Raw genomic sequence first — 20434 nt, 5'->3', positions numbered from 1 at the left:
GAAGCATCAATGATTGATTTTAGGTCTGGCCGTTTTTAAACGACGGTTAAATTGTTCCAATTCCTTTTTAAGATCCTGAAGTTTTTCAATGTTTTCAGTGGCCAGATCATATTGTTCGGAAATATCATTTTTGAGGTTGTACAATTCAAAAGTATCGTCCTCCAGAAAGTGTATGAGTTTCCAGTTTCCTTTTCGGACGGCTTGCCCGGGTGTCCAACCACTGGTGTGATAATGGGAATAATCCCAAAACAAGGCTTCATGGACCGTACGGACCTCGCCATCCATTATCGGTTTAAGGCTTGATCCGTCTTTATGCAACCGGGGTTGTAACGGCAGGTCCATTTCATCCAAAATGGTAGGGAAAAGATCCATACTTATGACCGGAGCGGTGATTTTGGCAGCTTTGGTTTCACCAGGTGGCTTTATGATCAATGGTACCCGAACGCCACCTTCATAGGCCCATCCTTTTCCTGCCCGGAGCGGTTTAACACTGGTAGGGGCTTTCCATTCTCCTGTAATAGTGGATAACCCGCCATTGTCCGAAGTAAAGATAATCAACGTTTCATCTGTAAGCTTTAACCGTTCCAGTTCCCGGAACAGTCTGCCAACATTTTCATCCAAAGCGTAAACCATAGAAGCATATTCGGCGTTATATTGATTTTGGACCGTAAAGGCTTTTCCTTCCCTATGTGTCAATGCCAAACTATCTCCTATTTTCTTTTGTTTATCCTGAAACTTGCGTAAGTGTCGTTTGCTGGCTTGGATCGGTGTATGTACGGTATAATAAGCCAAATACAATAAAAAAGGGGATTCCTTATTTTCCCTTAGAAAGGTTATGGATTCGTCCGTTAACCTATCCGTAAGGTACTCCCCTTCCGGGCCATCGGAAAGTTTTGGATTTTTATAAGGTGAATAGTAACCTCCCGGTGGCTGTCCCATATGGTGTCCTCCTTTATTATTGTCAAAACCTTGATTTTCCGGAAAATAACCCGCATTGCCCAAATGCCATTTTCCGGCAAAAAAAGTCTTATAACCATAAGGTTTCAAGGATTCCGCAATGGTCGTCTCTTCCAACGGTAGCTGATGTAAATCTTCTGGACCCAGCAAACTTCTATTTTTGGGGTCATCCCCCGGAATCCAATCCGTGATACCTATGCGGGATGGATAACGTCCCGTTAATATTGCCGCCCTTGTCGGTGAACATACCGGATTTGGGGTATAGGCATTTGTAAACACCTTACTATGCTCCGCCAATCGGTCTATGTTCGGGGTCTCATAAAAAGAACTGCCATAACAGCCCAAATCTTTCCAACCCAGATCATCTACCAAAATAAATACTACGTTCTTGTTTTTTGGGGCCGTATGCCCATTCGTTTTTTTTACGGGACCTTCATTTTTACATGAGCATAAAAATGCAAGAACAAGCAATGTTACCAAAATATTTTTCATAAGACCATATTGAAATTAGTGATTATCTTTTTATAAAATCACTGTCAAATATCACATAAGGTACAAAATAGGGGGATTGTTCGCTAAACATATAAAAGGATATAATCCTCAAAAAAATCAAGAAAAAGGCATGCATCCGACTATCCGAACATCCAATTATGAACGATCCGTTTTAAAATCCCGCTTCCTTTCCCTAATTTGCAAGTACTATACAGCGACAAGATATGCAAACGGTAACCCGATTATTTGATTTTCCTTTCTATCAATTAGAAAAATATAACATGGACAAGGCCCTTGTTACAAAGCGGAACGGGGAATGGATAGCAACCTCCACCCGGGAATATATTGATCAGGCCAATGCCATAAGTAGAGGGTTATTGCGTTTGGGAGTAAAACCCAATGATAAAATTGCCGTTATTGCCATGACCAATCGCACGGAATGGAATATTGTGGATATTGGAATTCTACAGACCGGTGCACAAAGCGTACCCATTTATCCAACAATTTCAGAAGAAGATTATGAATATGTCCTTAACCATTCAGAAGCCAAATATTGTTTTGTGTCCTGTGACGAAGTGCATGCAAAAGTAATGGCCATTGGTTCCAAGTTAAAGAAACTGGAAGCGGTATTTTCTTTTGACGATCTAAAAAATTGTAGCCATTGGAGCGAGGTACTGGAAAAGGGAAAAGATGATTCCAATCAGGAAGAAGTGGAGCAAAGGAAAGCGGCCGTTAAACCGGAAGACTTGGCCACTCTGATCTACACCTCGGGAACAACCGGGAGACCAAAAGGGGTCATGCTGTCCCATCATAATATTGTTTCCAATGTTATTTCCAGTGAGCTTCGGGTACCTTTTGAGGCGGGAGCAAGCGCTCTAAGTTTTTTACCCGTTTGCCACATTTTTGAGCGTATGATCTTATACCTGTATCAGTATTGCGGTATCCAAATCTATTTTGCGGAAGGCCTGGACAAGATCAGTGATAACCTAAAGGAAGTAAAACCGGATGTTATGACCGTGGTGCCACGCCTATTGGAAAAAGTCTATGATGCCATCATCGCCAAGGGAGCGGCATTAACGGGCATCAAAAAGAAACTGTTCTTTTGGGCGGTAGCCCTTGGGCTCAAGTACGAACCTTATGGTAAAAACGGATGGTGGTATGAAAAACAATTAAGGTTGGCGCGCAAACTTATTTTTAGTAAATGGCAAGAAGGGTTAGGCGGGAACCTAACAACGATGGTCTCCGGTAGTGCGGCATTACAACAGCGTTTGAGCCGTGTTTTTGGCGCTGCGGGCATCCCCGTAATGGAAGGCTATGGATTAACGGAGACTTCTCCCGTAATTTCCGTAAACCAGGAAAAAGGCGATGGATGGAAAATTGGTTCCGTAGGCAGGATCATTAAAGACGTGGAAATAAAAATTGCCGAAGACGGTGAAATCCTATGCAAAGGCCCCAATGTTATGATGGGATATTATAAAGATCCGGGGAAAACCGCAGAAGTATTAAAAGACGGGTATTTTCATACCGGTGATATTGGTGAAATAGATACCGATGGTTTTTTACGCATTACGGACCGTAAGAAGGAAATGTTCAAGACCTCGGGCGGTAAATACGTCGCCCCGCAATTATTGGAAAATAGATTTAAACAATCCCGTTTTATAGAACAGATCATGATCGTTGGTGAGGGTGAAAAAATGCCTGCCGCCCTGATCCAGCCCAATTTTGATTTTTTATACGATTGGGCGGAACTCCATAAAATTACATTGGGCGAAAATTCGGATATTGTACAGAATGAAAAGGTAATTGCACGAATACAGGAAGAAGTGGATTTGGCCAATGCCGATTTTGCCAAATGGGAAAAAGTAAAACAATTTCGTTTAACACCGGATATATGGAGTATAGATGGTGGTCACCTGACCCCTACCATGAAATTGCGCAGAAAAATCGTCAAAGAAAAATATATTCATTTATATAATAATATCTATGACCGTTAAATTGAACCGCAAAAATTTTATAAATGAACTGGTTTAATAAGGCCATAATAACGGAAAGAAACAACCTTACCTCTTCCAGATAAACCTTTCTGAATTTTTTAGCATTAATTAATGAAATTTATTATGCATGCATAATAAATTTCATTATATTTGAGAGCGGATTTTGAGCCTATGAAAGATTTGACCATTGATTATGCCCTTAGGGCTACTTGGCAAGCAGTTGCCAGAATGTACAATGAAGAAGCCAAGAACTATGAGACCACCATGGCCATTGGTTTTACATTATTGAGCATTGATCCAAAAAAGGGAACGCCCAGTACCGCTTTGGGGCCAAAGATGGGAATGGAATCTACCAGTCTTTCAAGAATCCTAAAGCGTATAGAGGAGAAAGGCTATATAGAAAGAAGACCCAATCCAGAGGATGGAAGAGGTGTTTTGATTCATTTAACGGAACTGGGGCTGGAAAAACGTAAAGATTCCAAAGAAGTGGTATTGCGCTTCAATGAAGTAGTCCGGGCCCATGTAAGTAAAAATGATCTTGCGGGGTTTTTTAATACGGTAGAGGTTATCAACAAATTGATCTTGGATAAAAAAATATATACAAAAACATCGAATTAATTCCTATATAATGAAGAGGCATATTACTAAAGTTGCCGTTATTGGTTCCGGTATCATGGGAAGCGGTATCGCTTGTCATTTTGCCAATATTGGGGTTGAAGTCTTATTGTTGGATATTATTCCCAGAGAACTCAATGAAAAAGAAAAAACCAAAGGGTTGACCCTTAAAGATAAGGCAGTTCGCAACCGTTTGGTGAACGATTCTTTGGCGATGGCCCTAAAGTCGAAGCCCTCCCCTATTTATCACCAAAAATTCGCAAATAGGATCGTTACGGGAAATTTGGAGGATGATATTGCCAAAATAGGTAAAGTAGATTGGATTATTGAAGTGGTAGTGGAACGCCTTGACATTAAAAAACAAGTTTTTGAAAATCTGGAAAAACACAGAACCCCCGGAACTTTAATTACCTCCAACACCTCCGGTATTCCCATTAAGTTCATGTCCGAGGGCAGGAGCGACGATTTTCAAGAACATTTCTGTGGAACACATTTTTTTAATCCGGCACGCTATCTAAAGCTTTTTGAAATTATTCCCGGTCCCAAGACCAATACAGAGGTTTTGGAATTTTTAAATAGTTATGGCGAACAATATTTGGGAAAGACTTCCGTAGTCGCTAAAGATACCCCTGCCTTTATCGGCAATCGAATCGGTATTTTTAGCATTCAAAGTCTTTTTCATGCGGTCAAAGAATTGGAAATGACCGTTGAAGAGGTCGATAAATTAACGGGACCGGTAATCGGCCGGCCTAAATCGGCCACATTTAGAACTGTTGATGTTGTAGGGCTGGATACATTGGTGCATGTCGCCAATGGAATCTCGGAAAATTGTAAGGATGACGAACGCCATCAATTATTCTCATTACCTGGTTTTATCCAGACCATGGTAGAAAATAAATGGTTGGGAAGTAAGACAGGACAGGGATTCTATAAAAAGATAAAAGGGGATAAAGGCAAAAGCGAAATCCTTACCCTGGATTTGGATACGATGGATTATCGCTCTAAAAAACGTGCCAAATTTGCCACCTTGGAACATACCAAGACCATAGATAAGGTAATAGATCGTTTTTCCGTTCTGGCGGACGGAAAAGATAAGGCGGGAGAATTCTATAGAAAAAGTTTTGGACAACTTTTCGCCTATGTGTCCCATCGGATTCCCGAAATTACGGATGCGCTTTACAAAATAGACGATGCCATGAAAGCCGGTTTCGGTTGGGAGCATGGCCCCTTCCAAATTTGGGATGCCATAGGTCTGGACAAAGGCTTGGAGTATATTACCGCGGAAAATCAAGAAGCGGCCAAATGGATATCGGAAATGAAAGCTGCAGGTATTGATTCTTTCTATACCATAAAAGAAGGAGCTACCTATTATTATGACATTCCGAAGAAGGAAATGGTAAAAGTACCCGGTCAGGACGCTTTTATCATTCTAGACAATATCAGAACCTCTAACGAAATCTTTAAAAATAGCGGAGTGGTTATTGAGGATTTAGGCAATGGTATTTTGAACTGTGAATTCCAGTCCAAAATGAACACCATTGGAGGAGACGTTATAGCAGGATTGAACAAAGCCATTGATATGGCCGAAAAAGACTATCAAGGTTTAGTAGTGGGTAACCAAGCCGCTAACTTCTCTGTTGGTGCCAATATCGGAATGATATTCATGATGGCCGTGGAACAGGAATATGATGAATTGAATAGGGCCATTAAAGTCTTTCAGGACACAATGATGCGTATGCGCTATTCTTCGATCCCAACAGTTTCCGCCCCTCATGGAATGACGCTAGGCGGTGGATGCGAGCTTTCATTACATGCGGACAAAATAGTGGCCGCTGCCGAAACCTATATAGGTCTGGTAGAATTTGGCGTTGGCGTAATCCCCGGAGGTGGCGGTTCCAAAGAATTTGCATTAAGGGCTTCCGATTCCTTTAAAAAAGGAGACGTGGAATTGAATATACTGCAGGAATATTTCCTCACTATAGGCATGGCCAAAGTCTCTACTTCGGCCTACGAGGCCTATGATCTTGGAATCCTTCAAAAAGGAAAGGATATTGTTGTAGTGAACAAAGACAGACAGATAGCCACGGCCAAGGCACATGCAAAATTAATGGCGGAAGCCGGTTACACCAGACCACCAAAAAGAAAGGATGTAAAAGTATTGGGCAAACAGGCCTTGGGCATGTTCCTGGTGGGTACGGATGCCATGGAAGCAAGCCGTTATATTAGCGAGCATGATAAAAAAATCGCCAATAAGCTGGCCTATGTTATGGCCGGAGGCGATTTATCGGAACCAAGCTATGTTTCGGAGCAATACCTATTAGATATAGAAAGAGAAGCATTTTTATCGCTTTGTACGGAACGTAAGACTTTAGAGCGAATTCAACATATGTTGAAAACAGGAAAACCTTTAAGAAACTAAAAGGTTTTAGTATCAGGTACTTGGTACACCGTACTTAGAAATTAGAAAAAAGACTGAAAGACCTTAAATGAAAGAGTAAGGATTGGAATGACACATAATTTTAGAAAATTAAAGGTTTGGAATGAAGGAATATCGTTAGTGAATGTAACATATAGAATGACTAAAAATTTTCCAGATATTGAAAAATTTAATCTAACAAGTCAAATGATTCGATGTGCAGTTTCTATACCTTCCAATATTGCCGAAGGAAGTAGTAAGGGTACAAATAAGCATTTTGGCAAGTTTTTAGAAATCAGTTTAGGCTCTGCTTTTGAGTGGGAAACCCAACTCATAATTGCATTTAACCAAGGGTATTTGACCGATGAAAAATTCAAAAATCTTGAACAAAGAATACGACAATTACAAAAAATGACATCAGGATTTCAGGGAGGATTAGACAAATAATCCCATGTCTTTGCTCCTTCAATCTTTAATCCGAAAAAAACATGAACAAAACAGCATACATAGTCAAAGGATATCGCACAGCAGTGGGCAAAGCCCCAAAAGGTGTTTTTCGGTTCAAGAGAACGGATGAATTGGCCGCAGAGACTATTGCACATATGATGGCGGAACTTCCACAGTTGGACAAAAAACGTATTGACGACGTTATTGTGGGCAATGCCATGCCAGAAGGGTCACAGGGCCTTAATATGGCCCGCTTGATTTCACTTATGGGTCTGGATATTGTTGATGTACCGGGGGTTACCGTAAATCGTTTTTGCTCTTCGGGCATTGAGACCATTGGAATCGCCACGGCAAAAATCCAAGCGGGAATGGCAGACTGTATCATTGCCGGAGGTGCCGAAAGTATGAGTTCCGTTCCCATGACAGGGTATAAAACAGAATTGAATTATGATATCGTAAAAGCAGGACATGAAGATTATTATTGGGGCATGGGAAACACGGCAGAGGCCGTAGCACAGGAATATAAGGTTTCTCGGGAAGATCAGGACGAATTTGCCTATAATTCCCACATGAAAGCTTTAAGGGCACAGGCAGAAGATCGTTTTCAAGATCAAATTGTCCCCATTAAAGTGGAACAGACCTATGTAGGTCCAGATGGGAAAAAGGCTTCTAAAAAATATACGGTAACCAAAGATGAAGGCCCAAGGGCCGGGACCAATATCCCTACCCTGAACAAATTAAGGCCTGTCTTTGCCGCCAATGGGAGCGTAACTGCGGGGAATTCTTCGCAAATGAGCGATGGTGCCGCTTTTGTAATGGTCATGAGCGAAGAAATGGTCAAAGAATTAAATTTAGAACCCATTGCCAGGTTGGTCAACTACGCCGCCGCGGGAGTGCCACCCAGAATTATGGGTATTGGGCCGGTAGCCGCTGTCCCAAAGGCATTAAAACAAGCGGGGTTAAAACAAGGGGACGTTGAACTGATCGAATTGAACGAAGCCTTTGCTTCACAATCCCTTGCGGTCATAAGGGAACTGAATCTGAATCCCGACATTGTAAACGTTAACGGTGGAGCCATTGCACTTGGTCATCCGTTAGGCTGCACAGGGGCTAAATTATCGGTGCAATTGTTCGATGAAATGCGTAAGCGCAAAATGCAGGGCAAATACGGTATGGTGACCATGTGTGTGGGTACAGGACAAGGGGCTGCCGGGATTTTTGAATTTTTAAATTAAGAAAAGTGTTGGTATTGAACAGTTGGATTTCTCTAGCTTAACCCCAATACTTATTATTAAACATGTAATACAAATCGATATGAGTACCGAGACAACACAAAAAGAAATCCTTCGTGGAGGTCAGTTTCTTATCAAGGAAACAAGTTGTGAAGATGTCTTCACTTTGGAGGATTTGAACGAAGAGCAAAAATTGATGCGTGAGAGTACCAAGGAATTTGTTGATCGGGAACTTTGGGCGCATTGGGAACGTTTTGAGAAAAAAGACTATGCCTATACCGAGGAAACCATGCACAAGGCGGGTGAACTGGGATTATTGAGTATAGCCGTACCCGAGTCCTACGGAGGTCTGGGAATGGGCTTTGTATCTACCGTATTGGTATGCGATTATATCTCTGGGGCTACAGGTTCGTTCAGTACTGCTTTTGGGGCACATACCGGAATCGGCACCATGCCTATTACATTATACGGAACGGAAGAACAAAAACAAAAATATGTACCAAAACTGGCCTCCGGGGAGTGGTTTGGTGCCTATTGCTTAACGGAACCAGGTGCTGGTTCGGACGCCAATTCGGGAAAAACAAAAGCGGTTTTATCCGATGATGGCAAATATTATAGCATTACCGGACAAAAAATGTGGATTTCCAATGCCGGTTTTTGCAATCTGTTCATCGTTTTTGCCCGTATTGAAGATGATAAGAATATTACCGGTTTCATTATTGAAAATGATCCTGCCAATGGGATTACCCTGGGCGATGAGGAAAAAAAGTTAGGAATCCACTCCTCTTCTACCCGTCAGGTATTTTTCAGTGAGACCAAGGTTCCTATTGAAAATATGCTCTCCGAACGTGGTAACGGATTTAAAATTGCCATGAATGCCCTGAATATAGGTCGGATCAAACTTGCGGCAGCTTGTTTGGAAGCACAACGGAGGGTTATCAATGAGGCTACAAAATATGCCAATGAGCGTATTCAGTTTAAAACGCCCATTGCCAATTTTGGGGCTATAAAGGCTAAAATTGCAGATATGGCCACCAACGCATATGTGGACGAAGCCGCATGCTACAGGGCCGCAAAAAATATTGAAGATAGGATCGCCCTTCGTGAAGCCGGAGGAAATTCGCATCAAGAAGCAGAACTAAAAGGCGTTGAAGAATATGCCATAGAATGTTCCATCCTAAAAGTGGGGGTATCGGAACACGTACAACACACGACCGATGAGGGCATCCAAATTTTTGGAGGAATGGGTTTTAGTGCGGATACGCCTATGGAATCCGCATGGAGAGATGCCCGTATCTCAAGGATATATGAAGGAACCAATGAGATCAATCGAATGTTGGTCGTGGGCATGTTGGTCAAAAAGGCCATGAAGGGCCATGTAGACCTATTAGGCCCTGCAACGGCAGTGGGCGAAGAATTGATGGGTATTCCGTCATTTGATGCTCCTGACTTTTCGGAATTGTTTGCCGAGGAAAAGGATTTGATAAAACGTTTGAAAAAAGTGTTTTTGATGATAGCGGGCAGTGCCGTACAAAAATTCGGGCCCCAATTGGAAGAGCATCAACAACTCTTATTATCCGCATCGGATATTTTAATACAGGTGTATTTGGCCGAATCCGCCATTTTAAGAACCGAAAAGAATGCAAAGCGATCTGGCGAAGCATCGCAATCTACCCAAATAGCCATGTCCAAACTTTATTTGTACAGGGCTACCGATATTATTATCCAAAAAGGAAAAGAAGCGATAGTCTCATTTGTTCAAGGTGACGAACAACGCATGATGCTCATGGGCTTAAAACGCTTTACAAAATATACCAATAACCCCAACGTAGTGGCTTTACGCATACAAATTGCGGATAAAGTAGCTGCGGACAATGGTTATACCTTTGACTAATTCAGATTGCCCTTTTGTTTTTTAGACAGAAGAAAAACCGCTCCAATTGGAGCGGTTTTTATTTGGTTACAAACCAATGGGATTATACTTTTAACGGATGAAAAGTAAACTTCTCGCATCCGTTTATTCCCCGGATGACTTTAAAAAGAAAGGACAGCAAATTATAATTGAGCTGGCAGACCATCTGAAAAACACCACTACGGGAGAAAATGCTAAAACCATTAACTGGAACGAGCCCGAAAACGAACTGGACTTTTGGAGGAATTTCTTAAAAAAAGGAAATGAGAAGGACCTTTTTTCCGAAACCCTAAAAAGAAGCATCCATGTTCACCATCCAAAATATATAGGGCATCAGATAGCGGCAACCGCTCCTATTACCGTATTGACCAGCCTTATAAGCGCCATGTTCAATAACGGGATGGCGGTCTATGAAATGGGAATGTCCTCCACGGCCATGGAACGGATCGTAACAGATCATTTATGCCAAAAAATCGGATGGGATTCCAATGCCCGTGGATTATTGACCTCGGGTGGAACCTTAGCGAACCTCACCGCCTTACTTGCGGCCAGAAAAGCAAAAGTTTCCCATGACGTATGGAACGAGGGCAACATCAAACCCTTAGGAATCATGGTAAGTGAAGAGGCACATTATTGTGTGGACAGAGCGGCAAAAATAATGGGGTTGGGCGAAAAGGGTATTATTAAAATTCCCGCAAATGATGGCTATGCATTGGATACTTCCCAGTTAGAAACATCATATCGGGAAGCCAAGGCAAAAGGAATCGAAGTATTTGCAATAGTAGGTAGCGCACCCTCTACAGCAACCGGTATTTATGATGACTTAAAAGCTATTGGAAATTTTGTGAAACAACATGACCTCTGGTTTCATGTGGATGGTGCCCATGGCGGTGCGGCCATTTATTCCCGAAAATACAAGCATCTCCTCAACGGAATGGAAGAAGCGGATTCTGTGGTAATAGACGGACATAAAATGATGCTAATGCCCGCTCTCACTACGGCCCTCCTCTTTAAAAATGGTATGGATTCCCATGCCACATTTAGTCAAAAAGCGGATTATCTGCTGAATGACACAGATCATGAAGACTGGTATAATGGTGGCAAACGTACTTTTGAATGTACCAAAACCATGATGAGCCTGCATTGGTATGCCCTGTTAAAGTGCTATGGTGAAGCACTTTTTGATGAGTTTGTTACCCGACAATACGATTTGGCCCGTGAGCTGGCACAATTGTTATTGAACGATGCAAATTTTGAAATTGCGATCACACCTCAATCCAACATTTTATGCTTTAGATATGTGGATTCCAGTCTTGTAAACGATGAATTGAATTCATTGAATGCCCAAATTAGGGCACAGTTATTGGCTGACGGGGAATTCTATTTGGTACAAACAAAGTTGAGGGGAAACCATTATTTACGAACTTCGCTAATGAATCCGTTTACCACAACAGATCAGTTTAAAAAATTATTGGTAAAAATTAAAAAGACCGCCCATTCCGTACTATTGAAAAAAAATTAAACCCCTATACCCTCAACGATTCCAATACCTGTTCCTCACTTTCCTTTTTGGAAAAATTAATGGCGCATTCTATCAATGCCAAATGCGAGTATGCCTGTGGAAAGTTCCCTAATAATCGTTTGGTCTTAAAATCAATATCTTCACTAAATAAGCCTAAATGGTTACTATAGCTTAACAATTGATCAAAGTGCGCCATGGCCTTTTCCTCCTCGCCTATCTTGAACAAGCTATTGATAAACCAGAAAGTACAAATAGTAAAGGAAGAAGAAGGCAGCCCAAAGTCATCTTCGTTTTTATAGCGATATAACAATCCGTCATTACTCAATTCTTTTTCGATGGTCTTTACGGTACTTACAAATTTGGGGTCTCTGGCATGGATAAAGCCATAGGATTCCATTAATAATACCGAAGCATCCAAATGGGCAGAACCATAAGATTGGACAAAAGCATTTACATCGGGGTTCCAGGCATGCGCATGGATATCCTGTTTAATCTCCTGTTCCAAAGCGGCCCATTTTTCAATTTTTCGGGTCTTTCTAAATAACCGGGCCACTTTTATCGCCCTGTCTATAGCCACCCAACAAAGTACTTTGGAAAAAGTAAAATGCCTGTCTTCCGCCCTAAACTCCCAAATCCCCTTATCTGCTTCTTTCCAGTGGTTGGAAACGATCCAAACAATACCCTTTGTAATTCCCCAAAGTTCCTCACCATTCTCAATATCATTACTGTATTTGGCCAGTTGTTCATGAATTACGTCCATGAGGATTCCATAAATATCATGCTGTCGTTGTTTATAGGCCGCATTGCCGATCCTTACCGGACGGGAATCCCGATAACCGCTCAAATGGTCCAAAGTTTCCTCAGTGAGTTTCTTCTCTTTATTGATACCGTACATAATCTGCAGCTTCTCGTCCTTGTCCGGAATCAAATCCACAATAAATTGCAAATAGCGTCTGGCCACATTTTTATGGCCCAGCTCCCCAATGACCTTAATGACCATAGAAGCATCCCTGATCCAACAAAAACGATAGTCCCAGTTGCGTACTTCGCCTATGGTCTCGGGGAGTGATGTTGTAGCCGCTGCCAGGACCGCGCCCGTCTTATCATAACTCAATAATTTTAAGGTCACGGCACTTCGGCTAATTTGGGAATTGTACTTTTTGTAATTAGGGGTCTTACTGCTCCAATTCAACCAGTATACCTTGGTACGTTCCAGTTCCGTGTACATTTTCCGAACCGTGGGTTGAAATAATTTCTCATTGTACCCCAATAAAAAATAACCGTCTTTGGTCACTTCGATCTCACGCCCTTCCATAACCGCATTTTTATTGAAAGAGGTGTATAAGAAGCAGGTGTCGAACTTTTCACCATGGGTAAGACTTACGATAAAGTTTTTTTTGACGTAAGTTTCCGTATTTCCCTGGGCATATTCCAATTTAGGGTCATAAAGCACCTTAAAACAGGGGGTTCCAGATATATGTTTTATGTATCGGACGATTTCCGGCGGGGCATTGTATCCGCTATCTTCCTTGCGATATCGCGGCATAAAATCACGGATTTCAAAGGCATTTTTGCCATCGGAAAAATGGGTTATCAAAATCGCCGTATGTTTTTTGTAACGTTGCTTTATTTTATAGGAACCATCCGTTATGATCTCAAAACTACCACCGATCTTTTCATCCAGCAGTTTGGCAAAGACCGAAGAAGAATCAAATTCGGGCAGACAACACCAGTCGATCGCACCTGTTTTGGATACCAAGGCAGCACTTCTACAATTTCCTATAATTCCGTAATCTAAATTATCCATTCAATAAAAATCTTAATTCAATCGGGGTTTCAATTGTTATTACCCATCTTTTTCCCGAAATTGAGAGAAATAAAATTTATATCAAAGTAAAACCCGCTATTTATGTCCAAAACTATCATAATCTCAAATAGATTACCCGTACAATTGCAAATTAGCAATGGTACCATAAACGCAACTCCCAGTGTAGGTGGTTTGGCAACCGGTATGAAATCTGTTCACTCCAGCGGTGACAGTCTTTGGATCGGTTGGAGCGGGCTTACGGACGAGGAAATTCCAAAGGAGCTTTCCCCAAAAATAGACAAGGCTTTGGCAGAACATGGTTCTTCCAAGGTTGAATTGACCCAAAAAGAGGTAGACGGATTTTATTTTGGGTTTAGCAATAGGACCATATGGCCCCTGTTCCACTATTTTTTAGAATATTCGGAATTTGAACTGGACAGTTGGGAAATCTATAAAAAGGTAAATCAAAAATTTGCCGATGCCATTTTGGAAAAGGCCGGAGAAGAGGACACCATTTGGGTCCACGATTATCAATTAATGCTGGTCCCGCAAATGGTCCGGGAAAAACGTCCCAATATATCCATAGGTTTCTTTTTGCACATTCCCTTTCCTTCCTTTGAGATTTTCAGGACACTGCCCTGGCGCAGGGAAATTCTTTTAGGGTTATTGGGAGCGGACCTTATCGGTTTTCATACCTATGATTACGAGCGTCATTTTCTAAGTTCCGTGCGCAGGCTTCTAGGGTTGGATGTAAGTTTCAACGATATTTATTTGGATGACAGGATAATCAAAGTAGATTCTTTTCCAATGGGTATCGATTATAAAAAGTTCAGTACGGCCGCAAAGGAACATGCACAACGAAACGAAAAACAAAAATCAGAGCTTCAAAAGCGGCTAGACACCCATAAAAAATCGGCTCCAGATGCTAAATTCTTTCTATCCATCGATCGTTTGGACTATACCAAGGGAATTGCCAAACGGTTGAACGCCTTTGAATATTTTTTAAACAAATATCCGGAATATAAAGAGAAGGTACGCCTGATTATCCTGGCGGTTCCCTCCCGTTCCAATGTACCTCAATACCAACTTTTGAAAAAAGAAGTAGATGAACTGGTAGGGCGTATCAACGGTGAACTTTCTACCGTAAGCTGGACACCCATTTGGTATTTTTATAGATCAATGCCCTTTGAGAACCTTATTGATCTATATACCACTTGTGACATTGCGTGGTTAACACCTATTCGTGACGGTATGAATTTAGTGGCCAAGGAATATGTAGCCACGCGAACGGATAAAACCGGGGTATTGATATTGAGCGAAATGGCGGGTTCCGCCAATGAAATGAACGAATCCCTCCTCATTAACCCAAATAATTTCGAACAGATCGCGGATACCTTGTACAAGGCCATAAATATGCCCGAGGGTGAGCAACAAAGAAGGAACATATTGTTACAAAAGCGATTGGAACGTTATAATGTTGAAAAATGGGCCAATGACTTCATGACCTCGCTCATAAATCAAAAGCAAAGGGACCAGACCGCTGTTTCCCGAAGGTTATCCAAAGATTTGTTGAATACAATCGTGACGGATTATACAAAAGCGAAAAAGCGACTTGTTTTTCTTGATTATGACGGCACTTTGGCCGGTTTTAAAAACGACCCTCAAAAAGCTAGTCCAGATGCGGCCCTTTATAAACTACTGGATGAGATTTCGTCCCAGGAAGGTACGGAGATGTATTTGATCAGTGGGCGGGACAAGGAAACTTTTGCCAAATGGTTCCTGCCTAAAAAATACAATATGATCGTGGAACACGGGGTATGGATTTCGCAGGGAGGTGAGGAGTTTAGAATGTTGGAAAATGTAAAAAAAGATTGGATGGAAAAAATACTCCCCGTTTTGGAATCTTTTGTAGACCGCACTCCAGGTAGCTTTATAGAAGAAAAAAACTATTCATTGGCGTGGCATTATCGCAATACAGACCCCGATTTTGGGCAAAAGAGGGCCGTGGAGCTCAATACCGTATTGACCAGTCTGATCGCCAATGACGATTTAAGTGTTTTGAACGGCAATAAGGTCATGGAAATCAAAAGCAGTAATGTGAATAAAGGTAGAGCCTCTATGCGCGTTTTTTCAGAGGACGAATACAACTTTGTTTTTGCCATTGGTGATGACTGGACCGATGAGTTCATGTTTCAGGAACTACCCGAAACGGCGGTTACGGTAAAAGTAGGTCGCCAAAAAACACATGCACGTTACTTTGTGGACAATACCAAAAATGTACGCAATATTCTGGGAAGGTTCGCCGATAAAAGCTAATATACAGCAAAGCAATAGGAGTGTATAACATACCGGTAGTATATTCGTTTTTGTCCTTTCAGCGTGTTCTTGCAAGGCCCAATATGGGAATCTATTTATAAATGAGTTTAAGAATGGCATGGTCGCCGATGTAATTTTTAATGGATAATACAATAAAGATCAAACCGCATATCCTGTCCGTAATCATCCTTTCCCAATTTGCCTGTACCTCGCCCTGGTTTGCCGGAAATGCCATTATAGAAAATCTTATCGAAAAAACGGGCCTGGGCAACGAAATTGTGGGATACGTATTGTCTTCCGTTCAATTTGGCTTTATAAGCGGTACGCTGATCTTTGCATTGTTGATGCTTGCCGATCGTTTCCCTCCTGCCCGGGTATTTTTTGGTTGTGCGGTATTGGCGGCCTTATGTAATTTGGTCCTTATTCACAAAAATATAACCCTGGCATCCCTGCTTTTGGCCAGGTTCGGAACCGGATTTTTCTTAGCCGGTATTTATCCGGTGGGAATGAAAATAGCAGCTGATTATTATGAAAAGGGACTGGGAAAAGCCCTGGGATTTTTAGTAGGTGCATTGGTGTTGGGCACCGCCTTTCCTTATATTTTTGGAGGATCCTCTTTAGGTACGGATCCAACCTTTGTTATAAGGTTCACGTCAGGATTAACGGTATTGGGCGGATTATTGATGTTTGTCTTCGTTCCCAATGGCCCCTATAGAAAAAGAAGCACAAAACTCGATTTAAGGTCTGGTCCAAAATTGTTCCATATCACAAATTTTAGAAAAGCAGCTTTTGGTTATTTTGGCCACATGTGGGAACTTTACGCTTTTTGGGCATTTACGCCTTTTGCCATAACCGTTTTCAATCAATTTTCGGATACCCCCTTGTCCGTTTCCTTATGGACAGGTATTATCATTGCCCTGGGAGGGATATCCTGTGTATTGGGCGGATTATTGTCCCAAAAGCTCGGAAGTAACAAGGTAGCTTTATTTTCCCTGTTGGTCTCGGGATTTTGTTGTTTGACCTCCCCATTATTTTATCAGTTATCCGCATTTTTATTTTTGGCCATCTGGTGCCTATGGGGCATGGCCGTCATAGCCGATTCTCCTCAATTTTCCAATTTGGTAGCCTCGGCAATTCCGCCTGAATTAAAAGGTACCGGTCTAACGTTGGTCAATTCTATCGGTTTTGCCATTACCATTCTAAGCATACAACTGTTATCTTTTTTATCTGAAAGAATACATCCCACCTATCTTTTTATGGTTTTGGCAATAGGTCCTTTATTGGGGGTATGGCAGTTAATTTATAGAAAAACCGATTAATTTTTAATACTTTTAACTAAAACAAAATTGCTGTAAAACTTTGGCTTTTAAGGGATGGTATCGCTTCTACCATTACTTTGTTTGTTATTGTTTTATTTCAACGTGATATTTTACAATAATCTGATAATCATAATTATAAATGAAAAAAGTATGCATTCCCGTCCTATTGTTCTGCATGTTGGGCTATGCGCAGACGGATCAACGGATTTACGACATCATCAATGCCGTCTCTGCGGAGCGAATAGAAAGGGACGTTACCGCTTTGGCCAATTTCGGGACACGTCACACATTTAGTGATACCGTTTCACATACCCGTGGAATCGGAGCCTCCAGGAGATGGATCAAATCCGAACTTGAAAAAATATCTGCCGCCTGTAACGATTGTCTGGATGTTTTATACCAAAAAGACCTGGTCAAGAAAGGGGCCAATGCAAGAATTATAAAAGATGTGGAAGTGGTGAATGTACTCGCTATACAGCGTGGAACCAAATACCCCAACAGGTTTATTATTATGAGCGGTGATATTGATTCCCGGATAAGCGATGGGGCCAATTATACGGACGATTCGCCCGGTGCCAATGACAATGCCAGTGGAATGGCCGGTACTATTGAAGCCGCTCGGGTACTATCCAAATACACCTTTGACAATAGCATTATCTATATGGGGCTTTCGGGTGAGGAACAGGGACTGTTCGGTGGTGGTGGTGTTGCGGGCTATGCCAAGGAACAAGGATGGGAAATCATGGGTATTTTCAATAATGATATGATCGGGAATATTACAGGGGTAGACGGTATTACCAGCAGTACCGACTTTAGGATATTTTCCGAACCGGTTCCGCCCAATGAAACGGAACAGCAGCGAAGGGCACGACGTTTTTACGGTGGTGAAGTTGATGGAATTTCGCGCCAATTGGCCAGGTATGTCCACAAAAACACCAAAATCTATATGCCGGAAATGAATCCCATGATGATCTATCGTCTGGATCGTTTTGGGCGTGGCGGCCATCATCGCCCTTTTAACGATGCCGGTTTTGCAGGCATTCGTATTATGGAGGCCCATGAAAACTACACCCAGCAGCACCAGGATATCCGAGTGGAAAACGGTATCGCCTACGGTGATGTTCTGGAACACGTGAATTTTGAATATGCCAAAAAGCTTACGGCCGTCAACGCCATTAATTTGGCCTCATTGGCATGGGCACCACCGGCCCCCGAAGAAGTGAAAATCGGCGGTATTGTTGCACCATCCGCCAAATTCCAATGGAGCAAAGTATCCGGTGCCAAAGGCTATAAAATCTATTGGCGAGACACCACCTCCCCTACTTGGGACCATAGTAGATATGTGGGCAATGTAACCGAATTTACGTTGAACGGCATTGTTATTGATAATTACTTTTTTGGAATAGCTTCGGTAGGTGCAGATGGGTTTGAAAGTCCGGTAGTATTCCCCAACGGGATATTTCGATGAATACAACTCCATTCCCGAATTCACCCTCTTAAAACAAGACACAAAACTTATCAAAACAGGACTTAGAGACATAAATCCAATATATTATAAGAATGACCAAAACCATATTTTTTATAACGTTTTTCTGCTTTACACTAATAACAAATGCACAATTACTCCAAGAAAAGAAAAACTTTACCAAACATGATACCCTTCGTGGAAGTATCACCCCGGAAAGGGCCTGGTGGGATTTGAACTATTATGACCTAAATATTAAGGTTCAACCGGATAAAAAATTCATATCGGGCTATAATATTGTACGTTATAAAGTTCTTAAAGCACATAACAGACTACAGATCGATCTACAAAGACCGATGGAAATTACCGGCATTTCCCAGGATGGCGAACCGTTGGACTATTCCAAAATAGGTCCGGCCTATTTCATCGATTTAAAGAAAAAACAGGTTCCAGGGGAATACAACGAGCTTTATGTTTACTATTCGGGCCGCCCCAAAGAAGCCGTTCGCGCACCGTGGGACGGTGGCCTTTCCTGGAAAAAGGACAAGAACGGGAAACATTTTATCGCTACCTCCTGCCAAGGTTTGGGTGCCAGTGTATGGTGGCCCAACAAAGACCATATGTATGATGAAGTGGACAGTATGCGTATTACCGTAACCGTTCCCAAAGATCTGGTCGCCGTGGCCAACGGTAGGTTACGCCATACGTATGACCATGATGATAAAGGGTATAAAAGTTACGAATGGTTCGTCTCCAATCCTATAAACAACTATGGGGTAAACGTCAATATTGGCGATTATGTGCATTTTGGGGAAACCTATGCCGGTGAAAAAGGCACATTGGATATGGATTATTATGTACTCAAGGACCATTTGGAAAAGGCCAAGGAACATTTTAAAGATGCGCCCAAAATGATGAAAGCCTTTGAACATTGGTTCGGCCCCTATCCTTTTTATGAGGATAGTTTTAAGTTGGTGGAAGTTCCCTATCTGGGCATGGAGCATCAAAGTTCGGTCACTTATGGAAATCAGTACAAGAAGGGCTATTTAGGGCGGGACCTGTCCGGTACGGGCTGGGGGTTAAAATTTGATTTTATCATTATACACGAAGCGGGCCATGAATGGTTCGCCAATAATATTACGAACAAGGATATTGCGGATATGTGGATCCATGAAAGTTTTACGGCATATTCCGAAAGCCTGTTCCTGGACTATTACTACGGTAAGGAGGCAGCTTCGGATTATATGATAGGTACACGAAAAAGTATCCTGAACGATCGTCCTATTATTGGCCCGTACAACGTAAACGAAGAAGGTAGCGGGGATATGTATTACAAAGGTGCCAATATGCTACATACCCTTAGGAAATTGGTAGACGATGATACAAAATGGAGAGCAATATTAAGGGGCCTCAATACAACCTTTTACCACCGGACCGTGACCACGGAACAAATTGAAAATTATCTGATCGAAAAAACGGGGTTGGACCTAAAACCTATTTTTGATCAGTATTTACGGACCACTTTGATTCCGGTCTTGGAGTATAAACTGTCTCCCAATATGCTGAAATACAGATATACCCATGTGGTCCAAGATTTTAATATGCCCTTAAAAATACAGTTGGGCAAAACGTCCCATAGTATTTATCCCACTGCGGAATGGCAAACCAAGAAAATTAACACGGCTTCGGGCAACTTAAAGGTTGATCGTGATTTTTTTGTGGAACGGAAGAAACTGTAATTAGGAATATGATCAAGGGTTATATAGTTATTCTGTTGTATAAAAAAGAACATACAATTAGACGATTATGAAAATAAAGGCATTATTCCAAAGAATAATTACATGCCATACATCCGGGAGCAATTTACCATTCTTCGTCTATACTTCGTTGAATCCCAATGTGCAATGGCATGTTCCAAAATCAATTTAAACGGCCAACGC

13 protein-coding genes are annotated in these 20434 nt (G+C 41.8%); 11 read left to right on the top strand and 2 right to left on the bottom strand.

Features of this window, described 5'->3' with window-relative positions:
• Nucleotides 1-6: 6 nt before the first annotated feature.
• A complete protein-coding gene (locus tag ACKWB9_RS11510) occupies nucleotides 7-1449 on the bottom strand; it encodes a sulfatase (protein ID WP_414003164.1) in 1443 nt (480 codons plus the stop codon).
• A gap of 224 nt (nucleotides 1450-1673) precedes the next feature.
• Here ACKWB9_RS11510 and ACKWB9_RS11505 point away from each other — a divergent pair, with 224 nt between their 5' ends.
• The 7 genes from ACKWB9_RS11505 (at nucleotide 1674) to ACKWB9_RS11475 (ending at nucleotide 11587) form a co-directional block, all read left to right on the top strand.
• Nucleotides 1674-3443 carry an AMP-dependent synthetase/ligase gene (locus ACKWB9_RS11505; protein ID WP_414003163.1) on the top strand — a complete coding sequence of 590 codons (1770 nt, stop codon included), beginning with the start codon at nucleotides 1674-1676 and terminating at the stop codon, nucleotides 3441-3443.
• 171 nt (nucleotides 3444-3614) lie between these two features.
• Nucleotides 3615-4061 (top strand): MarR family winged helix-turn-helix transcriptional regulator, encoded by a 447-nt coding sequence (locus tag ACKWB9_RS11500; protein ID WP_414003210.1) that lies wholly within the window; start codon nucleotides 3615-3617, stop codon nucleotides 4059-4061.
• Between the two features lie 10 nt (nucleotides 4062-4071).
• Entirely contained in the window at nucleotides 4072-6477 is a 2406-nt protein-coding gene (locus ACKWB9_RS11495; RefSeq protein WP_414003162.1) for a 3-hydroxyacyl-CoA dehydrogenase/enoyl-CoA hydratase family protein, read from the top strand.
• Nucleotides 6478-6564: 87 nt separating this feature from the next.
• On the top strand, nucleotides 6565-6921 hold the full coding sequence (locus ACKWB9_RS11490; RefSeq protein WP_414003161.1) for a four helix bundle protein: 357 nt from the start codon (nucleotides 6565-6567) through the stop codon (nucleotides 6919-6921).
• Nucleotides 6922-6962: 41 nt separating this feature from the next.
• Nucleotides 6963-8156 (top strand): acetyl-CoA C-acyltransferase, encoded by a 1194-nt coding sequence (locus ACKWB9_RS11485; protein WP_414003160.1) that lies wholly within the window; start codon nucleotides 6963-6965, stop codon nucleotides 8154-8156.
• A gap of 79 nt (nucleotides 8157-8235) precedes the next feature.
• Nucleotides 8236-10047: an acyl-CoA dehydrogenase family protein gene (locus tag ACKWB9_RS11480; protein WP_414003159.1), complete on the top strand. Its 1812-nt coding sequence runs from the start codon at nucleotides 8236-8238 to the stop codon at nucleotides 10045-10047.
• A gap of 97 nt (nucleotides 10048-10144) precedes the next feature.
• A complete protein-coding gene (locus ACKWB9_RS11475) occupies nucleotides 10145-11587 on the top strand; it encodes a pyridoxal phosphate-dependent decarboxylase family protein (RefSeq protein WP_414003158.1) in 1443 nt (480 codons plus the stop codon).
• Between the two features lie 4 nt (nucleotides 11588-11591).
• Here the strand turns inward: ACKWB9_RS11475 and ACKWB9_RS11470 are convergent, their stop codons facing one another.
• Entirely contained in the window at nucleotides 11592-13394 is a 1803-nt protein-coding gene (locus tag ACKWB9_RS11470) for a glycoside hydrolase family 15 protein (protein ID WP_414003157.1), read from the bottom strand.
• Between the two features lie 102 nt (nucleotides 13395-13496).
• Between ACKWB9_RS11470 and ACKWB9_RS11465 the strand changes: the two genes are divergently transcribed.
• From ACKWB9_RS11465 to ACKWB9_RS11450, 4 genes are all read left to right on the top strand, one after another.
• Entirely contained in the window at nucleotides 13497-15710 is a 2214-nt protein-coding gene (locus tag ACKWB9_RS11465) for a bifunctional alpha,alpha-trehalose-phosphate synthase (UDP-forming)/trehalose-phosphatase (protein ID WP_414003156.1), read from the top strand.
• Between the two features lie 140 nt (nucleotides 15711-15850).
• Nucleotides 15851-17029, top strand: coding sequence for an MFS transporter (locus ACKWB9_RS11460; protein ID WP_414003155.1), 1179 nt, complete (start codon nucleotides 15851-15853; stop codon nucleotides 17027-17029).
• A gap of 139 nt (nucleotides 17030-17168) precedes the next feature.
• Entirely contained in the window at nucleotides 17169-18497 is a 1329-nt protein-coding gene (locus ACKWB9_RS11455) for a M28 family peptidase (protein ID WP_414003154.1), read from the top strand.
• A gap of 92 nt (nucleotides 18498-18589) precedes the next feature.
• Nucleotides 18590-20233: a M1 family metallopeptidase gene (locus ACKWB9_RS11450; protein WP_414003153.1), complete on the top strand. Its 1644-nt coding sequence runs from the start codon at nucleotides 18590-18592 to the stop codon at nucleotides 20231-20233.
• The last annotated feature ends 201 nt before the right edge of the window (nucleotides 20234-20434 follow it).

The organism is Maribacter spongiae (assembly GCF_047345125.1).
Lineage (GTDB): Bacteria > Bacteroidota > Bacteroidia > Flavobacteriales > Flavobacteriaceae > Maribacter.
Note: the sequence above shows the minus strand (reverse complement) of the source record. Positions and strands in the feature narration are given on the sequence as shown.